Genomic DNA, 22,685 nt, shown 5'->3' on the forward strand with positions numbered 1-22,685 from the left:
ACGCCCCTGGATGGTGCGGCTTCTGCCTGGATTTCAGGCAGGGCCGGCACCCTGGCCCTCAGCCTCTAGACCTTGAAGCGTGCGACTGTCTGGTGCAACGCCCCCGCCATCCCCGCAAGATCGTGACCCGCCGTCTCGGTATGCAACGCGCCCTGCAACACCTGCTGAGACAAGGTGCGAATCCCCACCAGATTGCGATCCACCTCACGCGCGACCAATGCCTGTTCTTCGGTGGCACTGGCGATCATCATGTTGCGTTCATTGATCTGCGAGATAGACCGCGTGATTTCTTCCAGCGCCTGCCCCGAGCGCTGCGCCACGCCCAAGGTTGCCTGGACCCGCTCGCTACTGTTGTGCATGGCCGCGACGGCGTGCTCGGTGTCCTGGCGAATGTTGCCGATCATCTGCTCGATCTCTTGGGTCGAGACCTGCGTACGATGGGCCAGCGCGCGCACCTCATCGGCGACCACGGCAAACCCGCGTCCGGCATCACCGGCCCGGGCCGCTTCGATTGCCGCGTTCAACGCCAGCAAGTTGGTCTGGTCGGCGATGCTGCGGATCACCTCCAGCACACTGCTGATGTCCTGCACACGCCCGGCCAGTTGCTGAATACGCTCCGAGGTTTCGACCACGCCCGTGGCCAGGGTGTTGATCGACGCCACGGTTTCCTGCACCTGGACCTGGCCGCGCTGAGCGGTCTGTTCCGACAGGCGCGAGGCCTCGCTGGTACTCACCGCATTGCGCGCCACTTCGTCCACGGCAGCGGTCATTTGATTCACGGCGGTTGCCGCCTGCTCAATCTCCTGGCCTTGCAGTTGCAGGCTGCTGCTGGTCTGGCTGCTGACCGCGCTCAACTCTTCCGAAGAGCTGGCCACCCCGTCCACCGACGCTGCGATGTGCCGCACCATCTGGTTCAGGTTTTGCTGCACCTGGTGCAGGTTGCGCATCACGCTGCCTTCAGCGCTGTTGCCAACGGGCACCACGATGGTCAGGTCGCCTTGGGCGATATGACTCAGGACTCGTGCGGCCTCATCCGGTTCGCCCCCCAGGGGGCGGATCACGCTGCGGGTCACCATCACTGCGGCGGCCACCACCAACGCCAGGCACAGCAGGAACAGCCCGATCATCGTGCGTCGGGCGTCGTCGTACAGGGTTTGCGCCGCGTGCTGGCGGTCGGCAAATACACGGCCCTGCATGGCCATCAAGGCGTCCAGGCTCTTGTACACGTTAAGTTCAGCCGGCATGACCTGTTGCTTGAGCTGCGCCAGGCCCTCGTCGCGGGCGCCTTGCCTGATCAGCGCCTGCACCTGGGTAAAGGCGGCCACATAGGCTTCTCGATGGGTTTTCAACGCGGCATATGCCGCTCTGCCTTCAGACGTATCGAGCAGCGGTTCAAGCGTGGCGAACGCCTCGGTGATGCGTTGCCGGGTGCTGCCAATGGCGTCCTGGGCCTGCTGATTATCCTGGTCGATCAGCAGGTCGCGGGTGTTGCGTCCGTTATCCCGCACGCCGGTGGCGATCACCATGATCGGCGCGATTTTCGGCCAATCCTCCTGCACGATCTGTTCGGATTGCTGCTTGAGCGTTGCCAGATCATGCAGGGCGTAAAACACCAAGCCGACGAGGGCCAGCGGCGCAATCGCGAACCCGATGACAATGCGTTGTGCCGTGGTTAATTGCTTCATTCTGAGAGTCCCTGATGAACACCTGCCCACCATGGGCAGCATCTGAAAAATCCTGTGGCGGACGCTGGCCACCCACGGCGCAGCGTCTCACTGCGCTGGCTTGCAAACGCTGGGCCAGCGACGGATTAGATGCCGGCGCGATGAGACCGCGCCTTGATGCCGATCAAGGCACGGGCAACCAGGCGCTGAAGCCTCCTTGGGCGGTCATAGGGCACCAGGCGAAATCCCATGGCGCGGGTGGCAAGGCTGGCTGCTCGGCTTCGAAGCGCACCGCGCGCTTGCAATCGAACACCGTCATGGCTTGCCAGGCCAGGACCACGCCCTGGGCCTGGCTGATGTCAGTGTTGACCCAACACGCTGCGGCCGCTGCCATGAACGCTTCGATGGGTTCATCGTCGATTTGCGTGCGATACGGCGAGCCGAGCAACCAGCGACACACATTCAGGTGGTAGGTCCAATCCTGCGCAGGTTGGTTGCGATAGGCCCAGGTCATGAAGCTGCGGAACAGGTTCAGGCCCTCGGGCGGGTCGAGTTTGAGCAGCGCCGGGCAGATATCAAACAGGGTGTGCCAGTAGGGCAAAAGGCGTGCATCCAGGTGCACGAAACAGCGGGAGTTGCTCGGGTATTCAGCCCGCGCCGGTTCCGCGCGCAGGCGACGGGACGCCTTGCTGACCAGGCGACTGGCGCCTGCAGGCAATTGATGGTTCATGAAACGCACTCACAGTCGTGACGATCGAACGCCTCCTGGTCACAGGAAGCCCAAGGCACACGTCAGAATGCGGGGGAAGCGCGGGGGTTGGCCGAGGGCCAGGCATGGCGCGGCGGCGCCTTGTTGCGCCGTTCGTGGGCCGGGCGCGGCGGTTGCCCGAGCCCCAGCAGCCAGGCCAGACCGATCAGGAACACCAGGGCGACGGTCAACGCGGCGCACACTGGGCAGGCAAAGTAGTTCGAGATGTTGCTGGAAGCGGGGCTGTCCAACCCTTTGTCGGAAAGTGGCGCCTGCTTGCCGTCCAACGAACAGAACGCGCCGCCGATCCCGTTGAGCTGTTGGCCCATCATCTGGCCATGGCCCAAACCGCACGCGAACAGGTTCATCAGCACGCAGAAGTACAGGGTCCAGACGATCAGCGAACGGTCGGAGTGGCTCGATTTCATGGCGGCGACTCTAACACCGAAGGCGCAAAGGGATGAAATACCGCGGCCCCTGTGGCAGAACGTCGCAGATTACGTGCCATCGCCAGGGTTGGTAGACTTGGCGCCCTCCTCGTTTACTCCTTTTCAAAGCCTGATGTGTAGATCCAGAGCAATGCAGGCGTTTCACAGGATGCACAGTTGATGAGTACGTTATTCACCCGCCGCAAGGTCCTGACCGGCATGGGCCTGTTGGGTCTGGGCCTGCTGACCGGTTGTGACAACAGCCCCAGGTTGAACTTCAAGTACGGCAAGGACTTGAGCGACAAGATCATGGGCCGCACCTTCAAGCTCAAGAACACCGAGGGCGACACTGTCACCCTCAGTTCCTACCGTGGCCTGATGCCAGTGGTGTTCTTTGGCTTTACCCAATGCCCGGCCGTGTGCCCGACCACCCTCGCCCGTGCCGCCCAGGCCAAGAAGCTGATGGGCCGCGACGGCGAGATCATGCAGGTGATCTTTATCACCCTCGACCCGGAACGCGACACGCCAGAGATTCTCGACAAGTACGTCAAGGCCTTCGACCCGAGTTTCGAAGCGCTGTACGGCACCCCGGAAGAAATCGCCGTGGCCGCCAAGGAATTCGGGATCTTTTATGAAAAGATCCCCGCCGGCGACACCTACACCCTGTCCCACACGGCCACCAGTTTTGTCTTCGACACGCGCGGCAACCTGCGCCTGGGCCTGCAGGCATCCCTTACCGCAAAAGAGTGCGCAGAAGACCTGCTCACCGTCATGGAGGTCTGCTAATGACTGCCGTTCAACACCTCAAGCGCTTCACCTTCGGCCTCGCCCTGCTGGGTTTCGCCGCCCACGCCAGCGCCCAGGTGCAAGTAACCGACGCCTGGGTGCGCGCCTCGGTGCCGGGCCAGCCGTCCAGCGGCGCGTTCATGACCATCACCGCCGACACCGACAGCAAGTTGCTGCGCGTCGCATCGCCGGTGGCCAAGGACGTACAGATCCATGAAATGAGCATGAAAGACGACGTCATGCGCATGGGCCCGGTGGACGCCGTAGCCTTGCCCGCAGGCGTGGCCGTCAAGCTCGATCCGAACGGTTACCACGTGATGCTGATGGGCCTGACCGGGCAGATCAAGGAAGGCGACCAGGTGCCGCTGGCCCTGACGGTGCAGGACGCCAAGGGCGAGAAGCGCACCGTTGAGGTCGAGGCCAAGGCCCGTGGGCTGGATGGCATGGACCATAGCAAGATGCATTGATGCACTGAATTTGTGCGATTGTTCCTGTGCCTGTGGCGAGGGAGCTTGCCACAAAGGTCACCCGTTCAATCCACAATAAACAGCTTCGCCCCGACGCTCGTCGATGAGCGATGCGCTTCCATGTCATTGCCCACCTGGTAACTCATCCCGGCCGTCAGCGTGAACTGACGGCCGTCTTCCAACTCCGTATGCAACTCGCCTTCCAGGCACAACAGCACGTGCCCGCGCTTGCACCAGTGATCGGCGAGGTAGCCGGGGGTGTATTGCACCATGCGCACGCGGGTCGTGCCGAAATGGCAGGTGCGCCACAGCGCATTGCCGGTAACGCCGGGGTAGACGACGGGTTCGAGCGTGGCCCAGTCGGTGGTGCCAAAGGGGACAGCAGTAAGGTCCATGGGAAGCCCGTTCGTGAGTGGTCGTGGTGCGAGGCTATCGGCCAACAGAGGTGGGCGATAGACACAGATCCCATGGTTTTGTGAGATACAGCTGACGGCGCTTGTTATCCTGCCAGCCTTGTCTTCATGGATGCGCGCTGATGCAGATCGACCCTGCTTACCTCCTGCTTGAAACCGAGCACTGGCGGCTCAACCATCACCTGGCTTCCAAACTGCCGGGGTACCTGATGCTGGGCGCCAAAGCGCCTATCCATTCCCTGGCGGACATGTCGCAAGCCGCACTGGCCGAACTCGGCGGGCTGCTCGCCATGACCCAGCGAGTCATGGAAGCGCAGCTCAAACCCAAGTGGCTGTACATCAGCCGTTATGGGCATATGCCAGGGTTCCCGCTGCACTTTCATTTCATCCCAGTGTATGACTGGGTGGAAGAGGCGTTCTGGCGGGACGAGCGGTACCGCATGCTGCAAGACTTCGCCGCGCCAGGCATTGCGCAGGCGCCGACTGACGGCGCCGAGCTGACGCTGTTTGTGTGGCGCGAATTTGGAGAGAGCCAGAGGCCTCCGGCGGTTCAGGGGGATTCGGTCGAACAGGTTATCAAGCTGTTGCGCACTAAGTTCGCCGCTCGATAACGACACTTGGCTTGATGCATCAATGCGTGGTTACAAGTCTTTCTGGCAACTCTCCGATGTCTGCATACAGTTCAGAAAAGACCTTTGGATGTGGCCCGTATGAAACGCAAGGTTCGAATCCTGATTCTGTGTAAGACCTACCCTTCTCCCAGTGCCAAATACGCCGAGACTTCCTGTGTTGCCGGTATTGACGAGGCGGGCAATCTGATACGGCTTTACCCGGTCCCGTTCCGTTTGGTCAACGGGGACCAGCAATTCGCAAAGTGGCAATGGATTGATGCCCTGATTGAGAAAAACCCAGGCGATCACAGGCCAGAAAGCCACAAAATTGCGGTAGACAGCATCTGCGCGGGAAACATATTGCCCTCTGGTGACTGGCTCGAACGGCGCGTATGGCTGGATAAATTGCCGGTCTATGAAAGCTTTGAAGCACTGGAAAGAGCCAGAATTGATAGCAACGTGACGCTTGGTCTGATCAAGCCCCTACGCATCCGCACATTACGCATTCAAAAGTCAGCATCGGAAACATGGACGCCTGAAGAAATCGAAAAACTGGAAGCCATGCAGCGCCAACCCAGCCTGTTTGAAGACCAAGAGCGCGCCAGCATCAAGCGGCTGGAAAAGGTGCCTTTTGACTTTCATTACATCTACGAATGCCTGGTGGACGGCGAAGTTAAGTCCTACACCCATAAAATCGTGGACTGGGAGGCCAGCCAGCTCTATCGAAATGTACGCCGCAAGCACGGCGCGCTCGGATGGGAATACCCGTTCAGGCACAAATTGGAGACCGAACTACCCACGAAGGATTTGATGCTCTTGATGGGAACCCTCCACCGATTCCCAGGGCAATGGCTGATTGTCAGCCTGATTTATCCGCCTAAGCGACAGAAAGAAGACGGTCAACAAATCGCTCTGTTTTGATCGGCAAATGCTGGGTTTGCAGCGAGCTGTGCAGCGCTTGGGCCGATTCCGCGATCAGGCTGCGATGGCAAAAATTGGCGTCTGCTTCATAACAGACCATGCAGATGCGCTGTTCAACCGCGCTGGACACCAGCTCGTTCAGCACGTTGTCCTGTGTGCGGATGTAAGCTCGGAAGCCGCGAGCGTACGCAACCCAATCTCCGTCTTCCTTGTACTGCTTGCGTATGGGTTTCGGGCAGCCCAAAGGCCGACTGTGTTCATAGGCGATGCCTTCAGCAGCGAGGCACTGGGCAAAGGCTTTTTTGGAGAAGCCCTTTTTACGCGAGAGTGGATACTCACGCACATCGAGTACCTTGTCGATACCGGCCTGCTTCAGGCGGGCGATAAACGCATCAATGGTGAGGCCCTCATAGCCTGCGGTATAGAGGTTCATGCGAATTCTCCTGGAGCCTCCCGGCGCGATCAAAACGTAAAAAAGCGCCGGGACTATACCATCGGCAACTATTGCTCAGGCCCCGAGGGTGACGGGCGGAGCGGGCAGATCCGCTTCTTCATCGGGATACACGCCAACTCCAGCCCCGACGGCGAATGGTAGATTGCCTGCTGCTCGCCCACATACCCGCACGCCCGATAGAAACTCGCTGCATTCAACGTGGCATCCAGCACTACTTCGCCTAACGCCAGTTCCCGCGCCAGCGCCTCAAGATGATCCAGCAGTGCCTTGCCGTACCCGCGCCCAGTGAACTGGGGCAGTACAAACAGTGCGCCCACTTCATTGTTGTCGAGGTCGAGCATGCCGGTGGCGACCGGTTTATCGTTTACCCAGCCAAGGTAAAACGGTTTGTCCATTAACCTGTTGTAACCATCGTCGGCACTGCCGCGGGTCCAGAGTGCCATTTGTTCTGCGGTGTAGGCGCCAATGCATTGGCTGCGGATGGCTTCGCGGCGGATGTCAAAAGCGGCGTTGGCGTCTTCGCGGGTGGCGCGTTTTATTTCCAGCATTGGGTCCTTCCTTTATGCGGGCGGGTTACCTCGCGGCCTGGTCGGTGCCTTGGGGCAGCGCGTGGGAGTTTATATTAACGCGATCCGGAGGCTGGATGCTGGGGCACGCCCACTCGCCACAAGAGCCCGTGTCACTCGGGGAGTTTGTATCTATCATGTGGCCCTTCACCCAATACCCAGGAACCCGCATGCCCGCCCACGCCTTCCGCAACGCCCTGCCCGCCGACGCCGCACGTTGCTATGAAATCGAAATCACTGCCTACGAAGGCGACGAAGCCGCGACCCTGGCGAAGATCGCCACCCGCATTGCACAGTACCCGCAAGGCTTTTTGATCCTTGAAGCCGATGACCACGTGGTGGGGTTTATCAACTGTGGCTGCGCCCATGACGTGGTGATGTCGGACGAGGCATTCAAGGAGTTGGTGGGGCATGCGCCCGAGGCGCCGAATGTGGTGATCATGTCCGTCGTGGTCGATCCGGCGCATCAAGGCAACGGCTATTCCACGGTATTGATGAACGAGTTTGTGCGGCGCATGAAGGCGCTGGGCAAGCAGACGATTCACCTGATGTGCAAGGAGCAGCATGTAGCGTTGTACGAGCGCATGGGCTACACCTACGTTCGACCTTCGCCCTCGGATCATGGCGGGATGGCGTGGCATGAAATGGTGATGGCGCTCTAAGACACAACTATATCGAGATATATACCGATAAAAATTTGCACCCGCGCAAAAGGCACGGCCACAGACAGAATCTTTATTCGCACCGTCGCTATTTAAAGAAAAACCGAGATTGCGCACCAACGCCAGGACGGAACCTACAGCCACAGCGCTTATTTTTCGAACGGCGTCCAAAGCGGTTTTAACCGGTTACACACCTGAAAATAAGCTCTCTTGAACGGCCTGGCAGGGCTCGATAGTCTCTGGAACGACCCGTCAGACCTGAGTCCGAAGGGCCCTTTTTTTTACCGTCAGAGAGGTTCAGTCATGTCTTCAATCAATGGTTTCAGTACATTCTCTTCGATGTTCCAGGCAGCGGGTACGGGCAGGATCGATAACGACACGCCTCGGCCCAACCCGCTGGACAAACCGGACAAAAATGACGTTGAACACTTCACTCCGCGACCGCAAGGCAAGCCACTCGACACTTCGCGTTTCTACTCGCTCTCGCAAATACTGCTAGGCAATATGGCGAGCAGAATCGACAACGATAAGCCCATGCACAACTCGCTGGATAAAACGGCCGGGGATGACGCAGAGATGTTCGATCCCGCTACCCAAAGCTGGCAGCCCACCCAGGCAGCCGGGAATGGCCAATACGCCCCTCTCGGCGATCCTTATCGCGAGGCAATAGATTTCGAGATCAAGTCCGATAACATGGGCGGATGGGTGCGAGCCTAAAAACCGCGAGAAGCCATGATGACTACCCCCCTCATTGAAATCAGCGATCTACCCCAGCCCGATGTCGAACGCCTGCTCGGCGCCGGCCTTGCTGCATTCAACAAGGACATCACGGGCTTCAACGACCGGCGGCCTCTGACGGCACTCGTCAGAGACCCACACACCGAGGAAATTCTGGGAGGCATTACCGGCAGAACGTCCTTTGGCATGGCCTTCCTCGACCTGTTCCACTTACCCGACGCGCTACGCAGCACAGGCCTGGGCAGCCAGCTACTGCGAGCCTTCGAAGACGAAGCCCGGCGCCGGGGTTGCCTGAATGCCGTGCTGTACACCATCAGCTTTCAGGCGCCAGGCTTTTACGAGAAAAATGGGTGGGTGCGGTTTGGGGAAATACCCTGCGCGCCGGAAGGCAGCAGCCGCATATTTCTGACCAAGCAGCTGTAACTTTCACGAACAGAAAGCCCCCCGCCAGTGGCAAGAACATTCGCCCTTACCAGCTCCCCGACGCCCCGCCGCCGCCACTGGACCCACCGCCGCCCGACGAACTGCTGCTGGAACTGGAGCTGGAGCTGCTGGAGCTTGAACCTGAATCACCACCCGAACCGCCCCCCGAGACACTCTGCACAAACAGCAGAAACGCTGCGAAAGAAGCCACCGGGATCGCGATGATCCAGCCCTGATAACCGTGCCCCAGCAGCACGCCCGCCGCCACGTAGATCGCCGCCGCCGCCAGCGCCCGCACGAAGAAGAAACGCGGACGGGTTTTCCACGATTCCCTGATGACAAAAAACAACCCCACGTAGAGCCCGAGGATCAACGCCCCGCCGAACGGCCACAGCAGCCAGTGGACAAAGCTGACCGCTACAAACCGGTCCGCCACCACGACCCCGATCACATAGACCAGCACGGCCATCACGCAGTAGAACGCCGTGCGCGCCAGCCACAACGCACCGAAGGTGGCGCCGCCGATCAATATCGTCAGCGGCAATACGAACAGGAACATCGGCCATTCGCGGCCACCGCTGAAAGTCGTCAGCAGTACGGTGACCGCCAGCGCAGCGATCAATGCTCGGCGCCAACCCAGTTGGCGGGAGGCGACCAGCACACCGCCAATCGCACCGAAGATAAACGCGAGCAGCACCGCCATCGCCTGGGGGTTGACGCCAGGCCCTGCCACGGCGGGCAGCTCGCCGCCGTCCACCAGCACGACCAGATCATTCACCCCCTGGCTGATACCCGCCGTGTAATCGCCCTGACGAAACGCAGGCGTGATGTGCTCCTCGATGATGCGGTGGGCCAACAGGTCGGTGACGGTGCCTTCCAGGCCATAGCCCACTTCGATGCGCACCTTGCGATCATCCTTGGCCACCAGCAACAGGATGCCGTCGTCGACGTCCTTGCGCCCCAGTTTCCAGGCGCGGAACAGTTGGTTGGCGTAATCCTCGATGCTTGCCGCGCCAATGGAGGGCACCAGCAACACGGCCACCTGGGCGCCCTTGCGCTGTTCGAGGGCGGCAAGCTGCTCTTTCAGACGAGTGGTGGTGCTGGCGTCGAGGGTATTGGTGAGGTCGATGACCCGCTGGTCAAGGGCGACGCCAATCGGCGAAGTGTCAGCCTGGGCGATGATTGACAGGCTGGCGAGCACCAGTACCAGCAGAACCGAGAGAGAGTGCCGCAACCACCGCATCATGTTTGTTACCTGAAGTTTCTTCCTGAAGGCGCCGACTTTACCTTATCAGCGCTATAACACGTGACCTCACAGCGGTGACTATTTAAACTGCCGCACACATAGCAATACGCCATAACTTTGAGACCCTCATGGACCTACGCCACCGCAACAACGTCACTGTGATGGGCTGCGGGACTTCGACCCTGGTGTTTTCCCATGGTTTCGGCTGCAACCAGGCCATGTGGAACTACCTCGCGCCGCAATTCAAAGAGCGCTTTCGTGTGGTGATGTATGACTTGGTAGGCGCCGGGCTCTCCGACCTGGACGCCTTCGACAAGACCAAATACAACACGCTGGAAGGCTACGCCCACGATCTCAATGAAATCATCGACGCCTACGCCGAAGGGCCGGTGATTCTGGTGGGGCATTCGGTCAGCGCCATGATCGGCACCCTCGCCGATCGCCTGGTGCCGGGACGGATCGCCGCCCATGTGATGATCGGCCCCTCACCGCGCTATATCGATACCGATGGCTACGTCGGCGGTTTCAAGCGCAGTGATATCGACGACCTGCTCGATACCCTCGACAGCAACTACCTCGGCTGGTCCAGCGCCATGGCCCCGGTGATCATGGGAGCGCCAGAGCAACCTGCGCTGAGTGAGGAGCTGGCCGAGAGTTTCTGCCGCACCGAGCCGGACATCGCCAAGCAATTTGCGCGGGTGACTTTCACGTCCGACAACCGCCAGGACGTGACTGGCCTGACCACCCCGGTGTTGATCCTGCAATCGAGCGACGACCTGATCGCCCCGGTGGCCGTGGGCGAATACCTGCACAGCGTGTTGCCCAACAGCACCTATTGCCTGGTGGACAACGTCGGCCACTGCCCGCACATGAGCGCGCCGCAAGCCTGCGCCGCGGCCATGGACACGTTCCTCACGCCGTGGGCGGTGGCCCGTGCCCACTGAGCTGTTCGACAGCGCCGCCTGCGCCCTGGCCGTCACCACGCAAGACGGCACGATCCTGCAGGCCAACGCGCGCTTCAGTGACTGGCTGGGGTTCAGCAACGCCGAGCTGTGCGGCCACCGCTTCCAGGACCTGCTGACCATCGGCGGGCGGATCTTCCACCAGACTCATCTGGCGCCAATGCTGCGCATGCACGGCAGTGTCACCGAAGTGAAGCTGGACATGCTGCACCACGACGGCCACAAGGTGACCGTGCTGCTCAACGCCAACAAACGCGAACAGGCCGGCGCGGTAGTGCACGACCTGGCGCTGTTCGGCACCACCGACCGTGACAAGTACGAACGCGAGCTGCTCAACGCACGCAACCTGGCCGAAGCGCTGTTGCAGGAAAAGAGCGCCACCGAACTGGCGCTGCAACGGGCCCAGGCTGAATTGAGCGAGGCCTACGCGATTGCCCAGCGCCGTGCGCTGTTTGCCGAGCAGATGGTCGCGATTGTCAGCCATGACCTGAAAAACCCGCTCACGGCGATCCGCATGGCGTCGGACTTTCTCCGCCGTGGCGAGCGCACCGCCAAGGAACGCCAGCTGCTCGGGCATATCGGCCAATCATCCGAACGTGCCCAGCGCATGATCGCCGACCTGTTGGACTTCACCCAGGCCCGGGTCGGCCAAGGCATCACCATCAAGGCGGCGCCACTGGACCTGCATGAGGTGATTCATCGCACGGTGGACGAGCTGCGTGTGGCGTTCCCCAAGGCGACGTTGGAACATACCGCCAAAGGCACTGGCGACGCCTGCCTGGACGCCGACCGCGTGCAGCAGATCATCGGCAACCTGGTGGCCAACAGCGTGGCCTATGGCGACCTGCAACGACCGATCACCATCACCTCGCAATTGGATAACGGCGCATGCGAAGTGGCCGTGCATAACCACGGCGCGGTCATTCCCGAGGCCTTGCTGGCGGTGTTGTTCGAGCCTATGACCCGTGGCACCGACCAGGGCAGCGAAGTGCGCAGCGTGGGCCTGGGCCTGTATATCGTGCGCGAGTTGGCCAAGGTACATGGCGGCGATGTGGCGGTGAGTTCCTGCGCCACGGGCGGTACCACGTTTACGGTGAAGTTTCAGAACAGGTAGCCCTTCAAGACAGATAGACACTGCCCTGCATCACCGGCTCCACGCTGCCGGTCAACACCACGCCGCCCTCGCCCGTCCAGTGCACGGTGACCGTGCCGCCATCGCACTGCACCTGCACTGTGGCATCCAGCAAGCCACGCCGGATGCCATTGACCACCGCCCCGCAACAGCACGAACCAGACCCCAGCGGCACGCCACCGCCACGCTCCCAGATGCGCAGGCGGATATGCCCACGGTCGAGCACCTGCACAAAATGCACATTGGTCCCGGCCGGGAACAGCGGATGAATTTCCAGCGCAGGGCCCACTGCGGCCACCTCAACGGCGTTGATGTCGTCGACAAAAAACGTGCAATGGGGATTGCCCATGCTGCACGCCGCCGGGCTCCCCTCGATCGGCAAGGTGCAGGTGTCCATGTCCTCGGCCAGCGGTACAGAGGCCCAGTCCAGCGACGGCTCGCCCATGTTCACCGACACCCGTCGCCCCGCCTCGCGCACGCAGGTCAGCAGCCCACGGTCCGTGCGCAGCACCACCGAATCGCTGCCGGTTTCATGCATCAAACGGTCGGCCACGCCGCGGGTGGCGCTGCCGCAGGTTTGCAGCGGCGTGCCGTTGGGGTTCCAGAACTTGATACGCGCCACGGCGTCTTCGCAATCCAGCACCACGGCCAGTTGATTGAAGCCAATGCCGGTGTGGCGATTGCCCAGGCGCCGGGCGACCTGCGCGGTGATCGGGTCATCCAGGCCACGGCGGTCGACGATGATGAAGTCGTCGCCATGGGCGTGCATTTTTACGAACTGCAAGGGCATGGAGTGTCCTGGGGTCGACCTGTGGGGGAGCTGGAGGATACCCTGAACCCGCCCCACTGACCTATCGAAGGACCGAACCATGCTTATCGTCTTCAGCGGCTTGCCCGGCACCGGCAAAACCACGATTGCCCGTGAACTGGCAGGCCGGATCGCTGCGGTTTACCTGCGCATCGATGTGATCGAGCAAACCCTTCGCGATGCGGGCGTGGCGCCGGGCGCCAGCGGCTACGGCGTGGCGAATGCCCTGGCGCTGAGCAACCTGCAATTGGGGCGCACGGTGGTCGCCGACTGCGTGAACCCGGTGCAGGAAAGCCGCGCAGCGTGGCGAGTCACCGCCGCAACAGCGGGTGTGGCGTTGGTCGATATCCAGCTTGTCTGCTCGGATACGCGTGAACACCAACGCCGCGTCGACAGCCGTGAGAGCGATATTCCAGGGCTGATTCCACCGAGCTGGCAATCGGTATCGACTCACGAATACGAGCCTTGGGATGAAGTGCCCTTGACGCTCGACACCGCCCGGATCAGTGCGACGCAGGCGGTTGAAGCGCTCCTCACCCACCTGCGCCATTGATCACTGCGCCACAAAAACCATCCAGTTGTTGATAACCATTATCAACCACAGCTAAACTCCGCGCCCTCTCACTTCCCAGTCTGTGCCACGCGGCACGGTCGCGCGCAGGCAGCTGACTCTCTTGGCGGATGAAAAACTCCAGCTTTACCTGACCCACCGGGCCGCGCTGCTGGACTATGCCGCGCCCATCGTGGGCTGCCGCGCCCGCGCCGAGGACGTGGTGCAGGAAGCCTGGTTGCGTTTCAGCGGCCAGGATGAACACACCGATATTCGCCACCCGGCCAGCTACCTGTACCGCATCGTGCGCAACCTCGCCCTGGACCTGACGCGCCGCACCGCCACCGAACGGGTGCAGCCCGGTGGCGACGAACTGCTCAACGAGTTGCCCTCCAGCAGCGCCTCCCCCGAACGTGAAGTGAGCAGCCAGAACGAACTGCAAGCCGTCTCCCGCGCCCTGGCCCAATTGCCGCAACGCACCCGCCGCGCCTTTGAAATGCATCGCCTGGGTGGCTTGACCTTGCAGCAGGTCGCGGCAGAGCTTGGGGTGTCGACGGCGCTGGTGCATCAGTTGGTTCACGACGCGCTGCGTCATTGCATGGACTGCCTGGGGACGGACGATGACTGATCGCACCGAGACGTTTCTGAAAAAAACCGCGGCTGATGCGTCTTTTGCGGTGAAGGGTGAATCCATGGGATCCTGCCCGCCGTTTTTTGCCTGCGGAGATGCTCCATTCATGCCCACTGAGGATAGCGCCAACCCCCGCCGCGACCAGGCCCTGGACTGGCTGATGCGCGTGCAACAGGCACCGCTGGACGCGGACCTGCGTGGGCAAGTGGCCGATTGGTGCGCCGCCAGCGAGGCCAATGCCAAGGCCTATCGCCAGGCTGAACGTGTGTGGCAGTTGACGGGGCAAGTAGCGCCCGTTGAACCCATTCCACAACCCGCAGCGCCTATGCCGCGCCCCGCCGCCCGCCCGCGCCGGGTTCGACGCTGGGTCGCCGCCGCCATCGCAGCCTGTCTGGTAGTCGCGCTGGCGCCAAACCTGCTGCTGCGCTGGCAAGCCGATTACCGTACCGGCGCCGGTGAAACCCGCGACATCACCCTCAGTGACGGCAGCGTGGTGCAACTCGACAGCCAAACGGCGATTGTGGTGGATATCGCCGGCAATCACCGCGATGTGCGACTGCTGACCGGCCAGGCGTTTTTCAAGGTGATGCCGGACAAGGGCAAACCCTTTCATGTATTGACCAAGACACTGCGCGTGACCGTGACCGGCACCGCGTTCAACGTCGATGCCTCGCCGGATAAGCCGAGCGTCGCCGTGCAACAAGGCTCGGTCAATGTCGACGATGCACAAGCCCGTCGCCCGCTCGCCAGCCTGGTGCCGGGGCAGCGCTTCACCTTGCGCGCCGGGCGTGCCGAACTCGGCAGTTTTGCCCCCAGTCAGGTCGCGTCCTGGCGTCAGGGCCACTTGATTGCCGATGACCTGCCGATCAGCGAGGTGCTGGAGCAACTGCGCCGCTACACCCCGGCCATCATTGTGCTGCGCGATAAGCAACTGGGTGCGCAGCGGGTCACTGGCGTCTACGACCTGCGCAAACCCCAAGCGGCGCTTCAGGCCGTGCTGCAACCCTACGGCGCAAAAGTCAGCGCCTACAGCCCGTGGCTGCTGGTGTTGAGCAAGTAATTTCCCGTGTTTTAAAAATATTTCAGTTTTTTTCTGAAAATCCCCCGCGCTGTCCCGTCTTCTGTCCCGCGCGCAGCAATTGAGATTTATTCGTATTCATTGACTGGCCGGTTTTTATGCCGGCGCGGGGATCTTTGCATGACACACACCCTTCACACGTTCGGTACGCCGGGCACGTGGCCGCTGCGCCTGAAGAAAGGGGCCGCCGCCGGGCTGCTCGGGCTGTGCTGCGCGTTTGGCCCGCTGCCGCTGGCCCTGGCGCAACCCGATACGCCCGCCTCGACCCACGGCTTCAACATCCCCCCACAGGCCCTGGCCGGCGCGTTGATTGCCTTCGGCCAACAGAGCGGCAAGCAAGTGAGCGTCGATCCGCAACTGCTCAAGGGTGTGAGTTCCCCCGGTGTGAACGGCGACATGAGCAACGACGCAGCCCTCGCGTACCTGCTGCAAGGCACCGGCATCGGCTGGGGCTATCAGGACGGTGCTCTGGTGTTTCACCGCTTGCCCAGTGCCGATGCTGGCGGCCCGACGATGTTGGACAGTACGGTCGTGCTGGGCTTCACCGAAGAAAACTCGTTCCAGGGCGCCACGGTGATCGATCGAAAGGCGATCCAGGCCTTCCCCGGCGCCAACGGCGACATCACCACCTTGCTGCAAATGCACCCCAGCGTGCAGTTCAGCGGTGCCCAGCAAAATTCCAATGCGCCGGGCGAAATCGACCCCGCGGACATCAGCATCAACGGCGCAAAGTTCTACCAGAACAACTTCATGATCGATGGCATCTCGATCAATAACGACCTCGACCCCGGCGCCCACGGCTATGGCGAAACCCGCCAGTTCGATGCTTCGCCCAGTCGCTCCCACGGCATTGCCCTGGACGCCGACCTGTTGCAGGAAGTTAAGGTCTACGACAGCAACGTGCCGGCTGAATACGGTGGCTTCAACGGCGGCGTGGTCGATGCGATCACCCGTCGCCCCAGCCAGGACCTGCACGGCAAACTGTCCTATTCCATGAGCCGTTCGGCGTGGACGAGTTACCACACCACCGAAAAGGACCAGGCCAATTTCGACAACGCGTCCAACGAGCAGTACCAGCCCGAGTTCGAAAAAACCACCGTGCGCGGCATGCTCGAAGGCCACCTCACCGACGACTTCGGCGCCATCGTGAGCTTCTCGCAAAAGCGCTCGGTGATCCCCCTCAACAAGTATGCAGACGGCTACAACAGCCCGAATGGCGACAACCGCGAAGACCAGACGCGGCAGCTCGACAACTACATGTTCAAGGCGTACTGGAACGTCAACGAGCGCTTGAGTCTGGACGGCTCGTTCATCAAGGCGCCACAGGAAAACACCTATTTTCGCGAGAACTACAAAAACTCCGGTTTCACCAATATCAACGGCGGCTGGCAAGGGTCGCTCAAGGCAGTGTGGGAAGGCGATTCAGCACGCTGGTCGCACACCCTGGCGTTAACCGACCTCAACAGCTCCCGGGAGTCGGAGTCCAACGATGCGATCGCCTGGTATTACTCCAGCACCAAGAACTGGGGCCTGCCCACCACCGCGACCTCACGCAGCGGCGAAGGCTCCTACGGCAACCTCACGCAAACCCAGCGAGGCATCAACTACAAACTCAAGGCCGACTGGCAAGGGTTCCGCTGGGCGGGCGCCGAACATGCCGTGGTGACCGGCATGGAGCTGACCCGCAACCAGGCGACCTGGGAGCGTGAAACCGAAGCGACCTCGGTCAACATCACCCGCCGCGACAACATCGCCACCTGCCTCAATGATGACCCGTTGTGCTCCATCGGCTTGCTGCGCAATGGCAACACCCGTCAATGGGCCAATGCCCGCAACGTCTATGGCGCCGGCAAGCTGGACCTGACCGAAAACAAGTACGCATTTTTCATCCACGACAACCTGCAGATCGGCAAACTCGGCCTGCGCCCAGGCTTGCGCCTGGAAGGCGATGACTACATGCAGAAGCAGAACCTGGCGCCGCGCTTTTCCGGTGACTACGACTTCTTTGGTGATCGCAGCACCGTGCTGGTGTTCGGCGCCAACCGCTACTACGGGCGCAACCTGTTCAAGTACCGCCTGGCCGAAGGTCGCCAAGGCTTCAATACCCGCTACACCCGCACCACTCAAGGCGGTGCATGGACGGCCACCCAGGTGGAGAACCTGAACAAGTTCTCCGACCTCAAGGTGCCGTACGACGATGAATGGACCCTTGGGCTTGACCAGGTCTGGCTCGACACCGACTTCCGTCTCAAATACGTACACCGCGACGGCAAGGACAAGATCGGCCGGGCCTCCTCCCGCGTGCTTGGGCTGGGCCCCGCCGCCGGTTTCGACAGCATCTATTACACCTACACCAACGACGCGTCGAGCGAGAGTGACAACGTCACGCTGAGTATTACCCCACGGCACGAATTCCAATGGTTGGGGTCACGCACCAGCGTACAGGCGGCGTTTGACTGGTCGCGCACCAAAGACGCCTACGGCACCTATGAATCAGGCATCACCGCCGATCAATACGCCAATGAGGACGTGCTGTACGACGGTAAGCGCATCGCCTACAGCGAGTTGCCCGCCAGCGACTTCAATCGCCCCTGGACAGCCCGCCTGACGACCATCACCGAGATCCCGCAATGGAACCTCACCCTGAGTAACTTCCTGCGTTATCGCGGAGCCTACGAACAGATCATCGATAGCAGCGAAATCGTAACCGTCAATGGCGAGGACCTCGCCGTGTACGAGGCAGCCAAGGTCAAGGCGGCACCCACCTGGGACATGCGTGTCAGCTGGGAAATCCCCACGGGCAAGGAACAAGCGCTGTTCGCCGCCGTGGACATCACCAACGTCACCGACCACGTCAACGAGATCGTCGGCAGTGGCAGCTCCACCGTCACCTATGAAGTCGGCCGCCAATATTGGCTCGAAGTCGGCTACCGCTTCTAACGCTGCCACCTGATTAGCCTGGAACCCCTGATGAACAAATTACTTGCAGGCCTGCTCGGCCCGCTGCTGCTGTGCGCCTGCGCATCGCCCGTCACCCAGGCACCGCTGCCGTGGGCGCCGCAGGTGGTGCGCGGCCAATTGGCCAATGGCCTGGAATACCGCCTGGTACAGGACAGTACCCAAACCGGGCGCCTGGACCTGCGCCTGACCGTGCGCGCCGGCTCGGTGGATGAAGACGACGACCAGGTGGGCGTGGCCCATATGCTCGAACACCTGACCTTCCGCAGCCGCGCCGGCCAAACCACCGACCTGCGTGCGCAGATGACGGCGCTGGGCTGGGTGCAGGGCCGCAACTTCAACGCCATGACCAGCTACGACCGCACCCAGTACCTGCTCAGCCCCATGGCCGGGACCACGCAAACCCCGGTGGCCCTGTCGAAACTCGCGCAGCTGGTGTTCGCGGGTGATTACAACGCCGCTGACCTTGAGCGCGAACGGCCTATCGTCATTGAAGAATGGCGCGGCGGCCTTGGCGTGGCCCAGCGTATGAATGACCAGCGCGCAGCCACCCAACGGGTCGGGTCGCGTTACCCGCAACATCGCACCATCGGCAATGAAACGGCGATCCGCGACGCCTCGCTGGGTGCGTTGCAGCGTTTTCAACAGCGTTGGTACGTGCCCAATAACATGGTGTTGTCGGTGGTCGGCGACTTCGAACCGCAGCAGTTGGCGCAGCAGATCCAGCAGGCCTTCGGCGCGCCCGCCGCCCAGGCATTGCACGAGCGTGAACACCGCGAACTGCCCCTCGACAACCAGTTGAAAATCTTCCGCCTGCAAGACCCGCAGACCGGCAGCAACCAGGTGTCGCTGCTGTTTCGCCTGCATGAACCGGACAGCCGTGGCGTCACGGCCGAGGCCACCCGCGAGCGCTTGATCGACCGCATGGCGCTGTCGGCCCTGTTGACCCAATTGCGCCGCCAGCCTCTGCAAGCCGGCGTGCGCAGCCTGACCGCACAGAAAACCTTGATCGGCGAATACTCCAGCGTACTGGGCGTCGCGGCGGCAGTTGACGGGGCTCATCATGATGAAGCCTTGAAGCAACTGCTGACCGAGTTGGAGCGTTTGCGCCAACACGGTTTCACTGCGCAGGACCTGGACCGGGAGAAGCGCAAAATCCGCCAATTGGCAGACGGCATGCTGGCCAAGGACGAATCACGCACCTTCGAGCAATGGGTGACCTCGCTCAACGATGCCGCGGTGCAGAACCGCCCTGTCGTCGCGCCCCATCAGATCGCCCGGCGTACGCTCCAATCGCTGGACACCATCGACCTTGCGGCCCTGGATGCCCGCCTGCAACGTTGGCTGGACAGCCCCGACCAAGTGCTGCAATTCACTGCGCCGGGCAACCGCGTAGTACGCCTGCCGACGGTGGACGATGTGCAGCAGTTGCGTGACTCAATTGCCCACTCATCGCTGGTTGCGCCACAGTCAGCCGCACCGGCGGAACCGCCCATTGCCACCTTCACACCGCCAACGGCGGGCACGCCGGGCGCGGTGATCGGCAAGCGCAGCTTTAGCGCTGAAAAGGTCGAGCACTGGCAGTTGAGTAACGGTGATCGGCTGGTCTGGCTGCGCCGCAATGCCGAAGACGGCCAATGGCGCCTGCAAGCCGAATCGGCCGCCGGTTACGAGCGCCGTGACGTACCCGCCTGGCGCCTGCAGATGGCTGCGCAACTGGGCAACCAGAGTGGCGCGCCAGGCCTGGAGGCGTGGCGCAAACAGCACAAGGCAACCTTGAGCCTTGAACAAAGCGCCACACGCCTGCAACTGAGCGCCACGTCAAAAGCCTCGATGGGTGCGCTGACCACGCTGCTGCAAAGCTATCGCCAGAGCCAGGTTGGCGTAGCAATCGATGACGAGCTGTTCAGCGCTGCCCGCGATGATTTGCTGACCCGCGTGAGCACCCGCCCGGACGCCATCGCCGCCGCCCGACGTGAACTGCGCTACGGCGCCGACACCTGGCAAGCGCCGGATCAACAGGCCTTGGAGGTGTTGCAAGCCGGCACCCTGACCGAAGACTGGCAGCGACTCACCCAGGCCCCGGTCAGCTACTACCTGATGGCGGACGTGGACCCTGTGCAACTGGCAAACGCGGTGGGCGAACACCTGGCCAATATCCCCCGTGGCGTTGCCCAACCCAGCCGCCCTGCCCTGCAAAAACCCGGTCAACGCCGCACCGACATCGCCGTGGCCCTGGAGCCACGGGTGGTGCTCGAAGCCAGCAGTTTCAGCGAACAACCCTGGACGCCCGAAGCGGCGGCCCGTGTCGCCGCCCTGCGTGAGTTGGCCAACCAGCAGCTCAAGCAACGCCTGCGCGGCGAAGCGTCCGGCGTCTATCGCCTACGTTTTGACAGCGAACTGAACCCCGACACCCAGCGTATCGAAAGCCAATTGAGCTTCACCTGCGACCCCCAACGCGCCGAGGAACTCTGGGCGCTGGCCCAGCAAACCCTGGCGCAATTGGGCGGTTCGGTGGATGCCAACTGGGTCGCCGGCGAACGCAGGGAACTGCGCCGCCAGGAACACAAACGCCTGCTCGATCCCACCACCCAATGGCGCCGCCTGTTGCTCAGCGAACGCCAATGGCAAGACCCGCGCTACCTGAGCCGCCAGGCCCGCTTGCCGGACGGCCTGCGCCTGGAGTTGCTCAAACCCTTGGCCAGCCAGATGTTCCCGCCCAATAACCAAGTGCTGCTGCGCGTACTGCCCAAGGCGGATGCGCCGTGAAGAGCTTGCGTACGTTCTATCGCCTGGCCGCGCCGTTCTGGCGCCAGGGCTCGCAGTGGCTGGGCTGGCTGATGCTGGCCAGCGTCATCGGCATGGGCCTGTTGATCGTGCAGATCAACGTGCTGATCAACGCCTGGAGCAAGAGTTTCTACGACACCCTCGGCGCCTTCGACACGCCTGCGCTGTACGCGCTGATGGGCCGCTATGTGATTTACCTGGGCGCCTACGTGCTGATCGTCGTCGCCCTGGACTGGGTGCGCAAAGCGCTGGTGCTGCGTTGGCGCCAGGCCATGACCGAGCAGTTCACCCACGCGTGGCTGGCGGACCAGGCCTTCTATCGCCTGGGCCTGAGCGGCGAGCCAGACAACCCCGACCAGCGCATCAGCGAGGACGTGGATATCGTCGCCGACCTGAGCGTGGAGCTGGTAGCGTCGTTCATCATCAACATGGCCCAGGTCGGCGCGTTCATGAGCATTCTGTGGCAGTTGTCTGGGGTGCAGACTTTCAGCGTCGGGGAGTACAGCATCACGTTGTCGGGTTACCTGGTGTGGATTGTGGTGCTCTACACCCTGGCCGGCAGCTTGATCACCCATTGGGTCGGTCGCCCGCTGCACCGTTTGAATGTGGACCGCCAGCACTATGAGGCCGACTTTCGCGCCAGCCTGCTGCGCAAGCGCGAGCATGCCGAACAGATCGCCCTGTACCGCGGCGAAGCGGTGGAGCGCGCGCACCTGGCCGAGCGGTTCCAGGCGATTGCGCACAACTGGCGCCAGTTGATGGGCCGCGAGCGCAACCTCAGCCTGTTTACCGTCAGCTATGAACGGGTCAGCCTGATCATTCCGGTGTTCGCCGCCCTGCCCGCGTTTCTGGCCAAGACCATCACGTTGGGCGGCCTGATGCAGATCCGCAGTGCGTTTGGCGCGGTGCAAGGTTCCCTCAGTTGGTTTATCAAGCTGTACCCGAAGCTGATGCGCTGGAGCTCGGCGGTGGAAAGGCTGGGGCAGTTTGAACAGGCCATCGCCGCCAGCCGCTGCCAGGCCCAGGCGCCGGTGATTGGCGACTGCCTGTGTATCAGCGGCCTGGATGTACTGCGCCCGGACGCGGGCCTGCTGCTGGCTGATGTGTCGGTGCAAGTGGCCCAGGGCGAATGGCTGTTGATTGCCGGACGCAGCGGCATCGGCAAGTCCACATTGCTGCGCACCTTGCAGGGCATCTGGCCGTATTGCCGGGGTGGCTGGCAATTGCCACCGGGTCGCAGTTTGCTGCTACCGCAGAAGCCTTACCTGCCGAGCATGCCGCTGCGTCAGTTGCTGGCTTACCCAGCGATTGAAGTGCCGACTGGCGTCCACTTGGTTGCGGTGCTGCTGCAGGTGGGGTTGCCGGGGTTGGTGCAGCGTTTGGATGAACAGTGCGAATGGGCGCGGGAACTGTCCGGTGGCGAGCAGCAGCGCATCGGCCTGGCGCGGGCGCTGCTGTATGCGCCGGATACGCTGTACCTGGACGAGGCCACCAACCAGTTGGACGAGGCAAGTGCGCATGCCCTATTGGTGCTGCTGCGCGAACAGCTGCCGGCCTGCACGGTGATTGGCATCAGTCATCAGGCGGCGTTGGCACCATTGTTTGATCGCGCCTGGTCGCCTGAAACATCACAAGCCCTGAGGTGAGCGGCC

Annotated in this window: 23 protein-coding genes; 15 read left to right on the top strand and 8 right to left on the bottom strand. The window is 62.0% G+C overall.

Annotated features, from left to right (window positions below; all coding sequences use genetic code 11):
- Positions 1–65 precede the first annotated feature (65 nt).
- The 3 genes from AOA60_RS26765 to AOA60_RS26775 form a co-directional block, all read right to left on the bottom strand.
- On the bottom strand, positions 66–1,685 hold the full coding sequence (locus AOA60_RS26765) for a methyl-accepting chemotaxis protein (RefSeq protein WP_099586897.1): 1,620 nt from the start codon (positions 1,683–1,685) through the stop codon (positions 66–68).
- Between the two features lie 163 nt (positions 1,686–1,848).
- Positions 1,849–2,394: a putative natural product biosynthesis protein gene (locus tag AOA60_RS26770; RefSeq protein ID WP_099586898.1), complete on the bottom strand. Its 546-nt coding sequence runs from the start codon at positions 2,392–2,394 to the stop codon at positions 1,849–1,851.
- A gap of 62 nt (positions 2,395–2,456) precedes the next feature.
- Entirely contained in the window at positions 2,457–2,840 is a 384-nt protein-coding gene (locus AOA60_RS26775) for a DUF2946 domain-containing protein (RefSeq protein ID WP_099586899.1), read from the bottom strand.
- A 180-nt stretch (positions 2,841–3,020) separates the two neighbouring features.
- Here AOA60_RS26775 and AOA60_RS26780 point away from each other — a divergent pair, with 180 nt between their 5' ends.
- Together AOA60_RS26780 and AOA60_RS26785 are read left to right on the top strand one after the other, a co-directional pair.
- The gene (locus AOA60_RS26780) at positions 3,021–3,626 is read left to right on the top strand and encodes an SCO family protein (RefSeq protein WP_032889449.1); all 606 of its coding nucleotides are present in this window, start codon (positions 3,021–3,023) and stop codon (positions 3,624–3,626) included.
- Positions 3,626–4,093 carry a copper chaperone PCu(A)C gene (locus AOA60_RS26785; protein ID WP_099586900.1) on the top strand — a complete coding sequence of 156 codons (468 nt, stop codon included), beginning with the start codon at positions 3,626–3,628 and terminating at the stop codon, positions 4,091–4,093. The genes AOA60_RS26780 and AOA60_RS26785 overlap by 1 nt, the downstream gene beginning before the upstream one ends.
- A 65-nt stretch (positions 4,094–4,158) precedes the next feature.
- On the opposite strand, the gene AOA60_RS26790 is transcribed toward AOA60_RS26785, so the two are convergent.
- On the bottom strand, positions 4,159–4,488 hold the full coding sequence (locus AOA60_RS26790; RefSeq protein ID WP_099586901.1) for a DHCW motif cupin fold protein: 330 nt from the start codon (positions 4,486–4,488) through the stop codon (positions 4,159–4,161).
- A 140-nt stretch (positions 4,489–4,628) separates the two neighbouring features.
- Here AOA60_RS26790 and AOA60_RS26795 point away from each other — a divergent pair, with 140 nt between their 5' ends.
- Both AOA60_RS26795 and AOA60_RS26800 read left to right on the top strand, forming a co-directional pair.
- Positions 4,629–5,117, top strand: coding sequence for an HIT family protein (locus AOA60_RS26795; RefSeq protein WP_099586902.1), 489 nt, complete (start codon positions 4,629–4,631; stop codon positions 5,115–5,117).
- A 99-nt stretch (positions 5,118–5,216) separates the two neighbouring features.
- Positions 5,217–6,038, top strand: coding sequence for a hypothetical protein (locus tag AOA60_RS26800; RefSeq protein ID WP_099586903.1), 822 nt, complete (start codon positions 5,217–5,219; stop codon positions 6,036–6,038).
- Here the strand turns inward: AOA60_RS26800 and AOA60_RS26805 are convergent.
- The gene (locus AOA60_RS26805) at positions 5,995–6,471 is read right to left on the bottom strand and encodes a DUF488 family protein (protein ID WP_099586904.1); all 477 of its coding nucleotides are present in this window, start codon (positions 6,469–6,471) and stop codon (positions 5,995–5,997) included. The two genes, AOA60_RS26800 and AOA60_RS26805, sit on opposite strands and share 44 nt — an antisense overlap.
- Positions 6,472–6,539: 68 nt before the next feature.
- The gene (locus AOA60_RS26810; protein ID WP_099586905.1) at positions 6,540–7,040 is read right to left on the bottom strand and encodes a GNAT family N-acetyltransferase; all 501 of its coding nucleotides are present in this window, start codon (positions 7,038–7,040) and stop codon (positions 6,540–6,542) included.
- Between the two features lie 188 nt (positions 7,041–7,228).
- Between AOA60_RS26810 and AOA60_RS26815 the strand changes: the two genes are divergently transcribed.
- The 3 genes from AOA60_RS26815 (at position 7,229) to AOA60_RS26825 (ending at position 8,881) form a co-directional block, all read left to right on the top strand.
- Positions 7,229–7,720, top strand: a complete 492-nt coding sequence (locus AOA60_RS26815; RefSeq protein WP_099586906.1) for a GNAT family N-acetyltransferase — start codon at positions 7,229–7,231, stop codon at positions 7,718–7,720.
- A 303-nt stretch (positions 7,721–8,023) separates the two neighbouring features.
- Positions 8,024–8,437 (top strand): hypothetical protein, encoded by a 414-nt coding sequence (locus AOA60_RS26820; protein WP_099586907.1) that lies wholly within the window; start codon positions 8,024–8,026, stop codon positions 8,435–8,437.
- A gap of 18 nt (positions 8,438–8,455) precedes the next feature.
- Entirely contained in the window at positions 8,456–8,881 is a 426-nt protein-coding gene (locus tag AOA60_RS26825) for an N-acetyltransferase (protein ID WP_099587034.1), read from the top strand.
- Between the two features lie 46 nt (positions 8,882–8,927).
- Here the strand turns inward: AOA60_RS26825 and AOA60_RS26830 are convergent, their stop codons facing one another.
- Positions 8,928–10,127 carry a YgcG family protein gene (locus tag AOA60_RS26830; protein WP_099586908.1) on the bottom strand — a complete coding sequence of 400 codons (1,200 nt, stop codon included), beginning with the start codon at positions 10,125–10,127 and terminating at the stop codon, positions 8,928–8,930.
- A 128-nt stretch (positions 10,128–10,255) separates the two neighbouring features.
- Between AOA60_RS26830 and AOA60_RS26835 the strand changes: the two genes are divergently transcribed.
- The gene (locus AOA60_RS26835; RefSeq protein ID WP_099586909.1) at positions 10,256–11,071 is read left to right on the top strand and encodes an alpha/beta fold hydrolase; all 816 of its coding nucleotides are present in this window, start codon (positions 10,256–10,258) and stop codon (positions 11,069–11,071) included.
- Positions 11,061–12,203, top strand: a complete 1,143-nt coding sequence (locus AOA60_RS26840) for a PAS domain-containing sensor histidine kinase (protein ID WP_099586910.1) — start codon at positions 11,061–11,063, stop codon at positions 12,201–12,203. Before AOA60_RS26835 ends, AOA60_RS26840 begins: the two co-directional genes overlap by 11 nt.
- Positions 12,204–12,207: 4 nt before the next feature.
- On the opposite strand, the gene dapF is transcribed toward AOA60_RS26840, so the two are convergent.
- Entirely contained in the window at positions 12,208–13,011 is an 804-nt protein-coding gene (dapF, locus tag AOA60_RS26845; protein ID WP_099586911.1) for a diaminopimelate epimerase, read from the bottom strand.
- A 79-nt stretch (positions 13,012–13,090) separates the two neighbouring features.
- Here dapF and AOA60_RS26850 point away from each other — a divergent pair, with 79 nt between their 5' ends.
- The 6 genes from AOA60_RS26850 to AOA60_RS26875 all read left to right on the top strand — a co-directional run bounded on the left by AOA60_RS26850 (position 13,091) and on the right by AOA60_RS26875 (position 22,679).
- Entirely contained in the window at positions 13,091–13,582 is a 492-nt protein-coding gene (locus tag AOA60_RS26850) for an AAA family ATPase (RefSeq protein WP_099586912.1), read from the top strand.
- 121 nt (positions 13,583–13,703) lie between these two features.
- Positions 13,704–14,207, top strand: coding sequence for a sigma-70 family RNA polymerase sigma factor (locus tag AOA60_RS26855; RefSeq protein WP_099586913.1), 504 nt, complete (start codon positions 13,704–13,706; stop codon positions 14,205–14,207).
- 109 nt (positions 14,208–14,316) lie between these two features.
- Complete coding sequence (locus AOA60_RS26860; RefSeq protein ID WP_256592891.1) at positions 14,317–15,270, top strand: FecR family protein; 954 nt, start codon at positions 14,317–14,319, stop codon at positions 15,268–15,270.
- Positions 15,271–15,408: 138 nt separating this feature from the next.
- On the top strand, positions 15,409–18,228 hold the full coding sequence (locus AOA60_RS26865; protein WP_099586914.1) for a TonB-dependent receptor: 2,820 nt from the start codon (positions 15,409–15,411) through the stop codon (positions 18,226–18,228).
- A 30-nt stretch (positions 18,229–18,258) separates the two neighbouring features.
- Entirely contained in the window at positions 18,259–21,015 is a 2,757-nt protein-coding gene (locus tag AOA60_RS26870; RefSeq protein WP_099586915.1) for a M16 family metallopeptidase, read from the top strand.
- Complete coding sequence (locus AOA60_RS26875; protein WP_099586916.1) at positions 21,012–22,679, top strand: ABC transporter ATP-binding protein/permease; 1,668 nt, start codon at positions 21,012–21,014, stop codon at positions 22,677–22,679. Before AOA60_RS26870 ends, AOA60_RS26875 begins: the two co-directional genes overlap by 4 nt.
- Positions 22,680–22,685: the final 6 nt, after the last annotated feature.

Source organism: Pseudomonas sp. 2822-17, from assembly GCF_002742485.1.
In the GTDB taxonomy this organism is placed as follows: Bacteria; Pseudomonadota; Gammaproteobacteria; order Pseudomonadales; family Pseudomonadaceae; genus Aquipseudomonas; species Aquipseudomonas cyclaminis.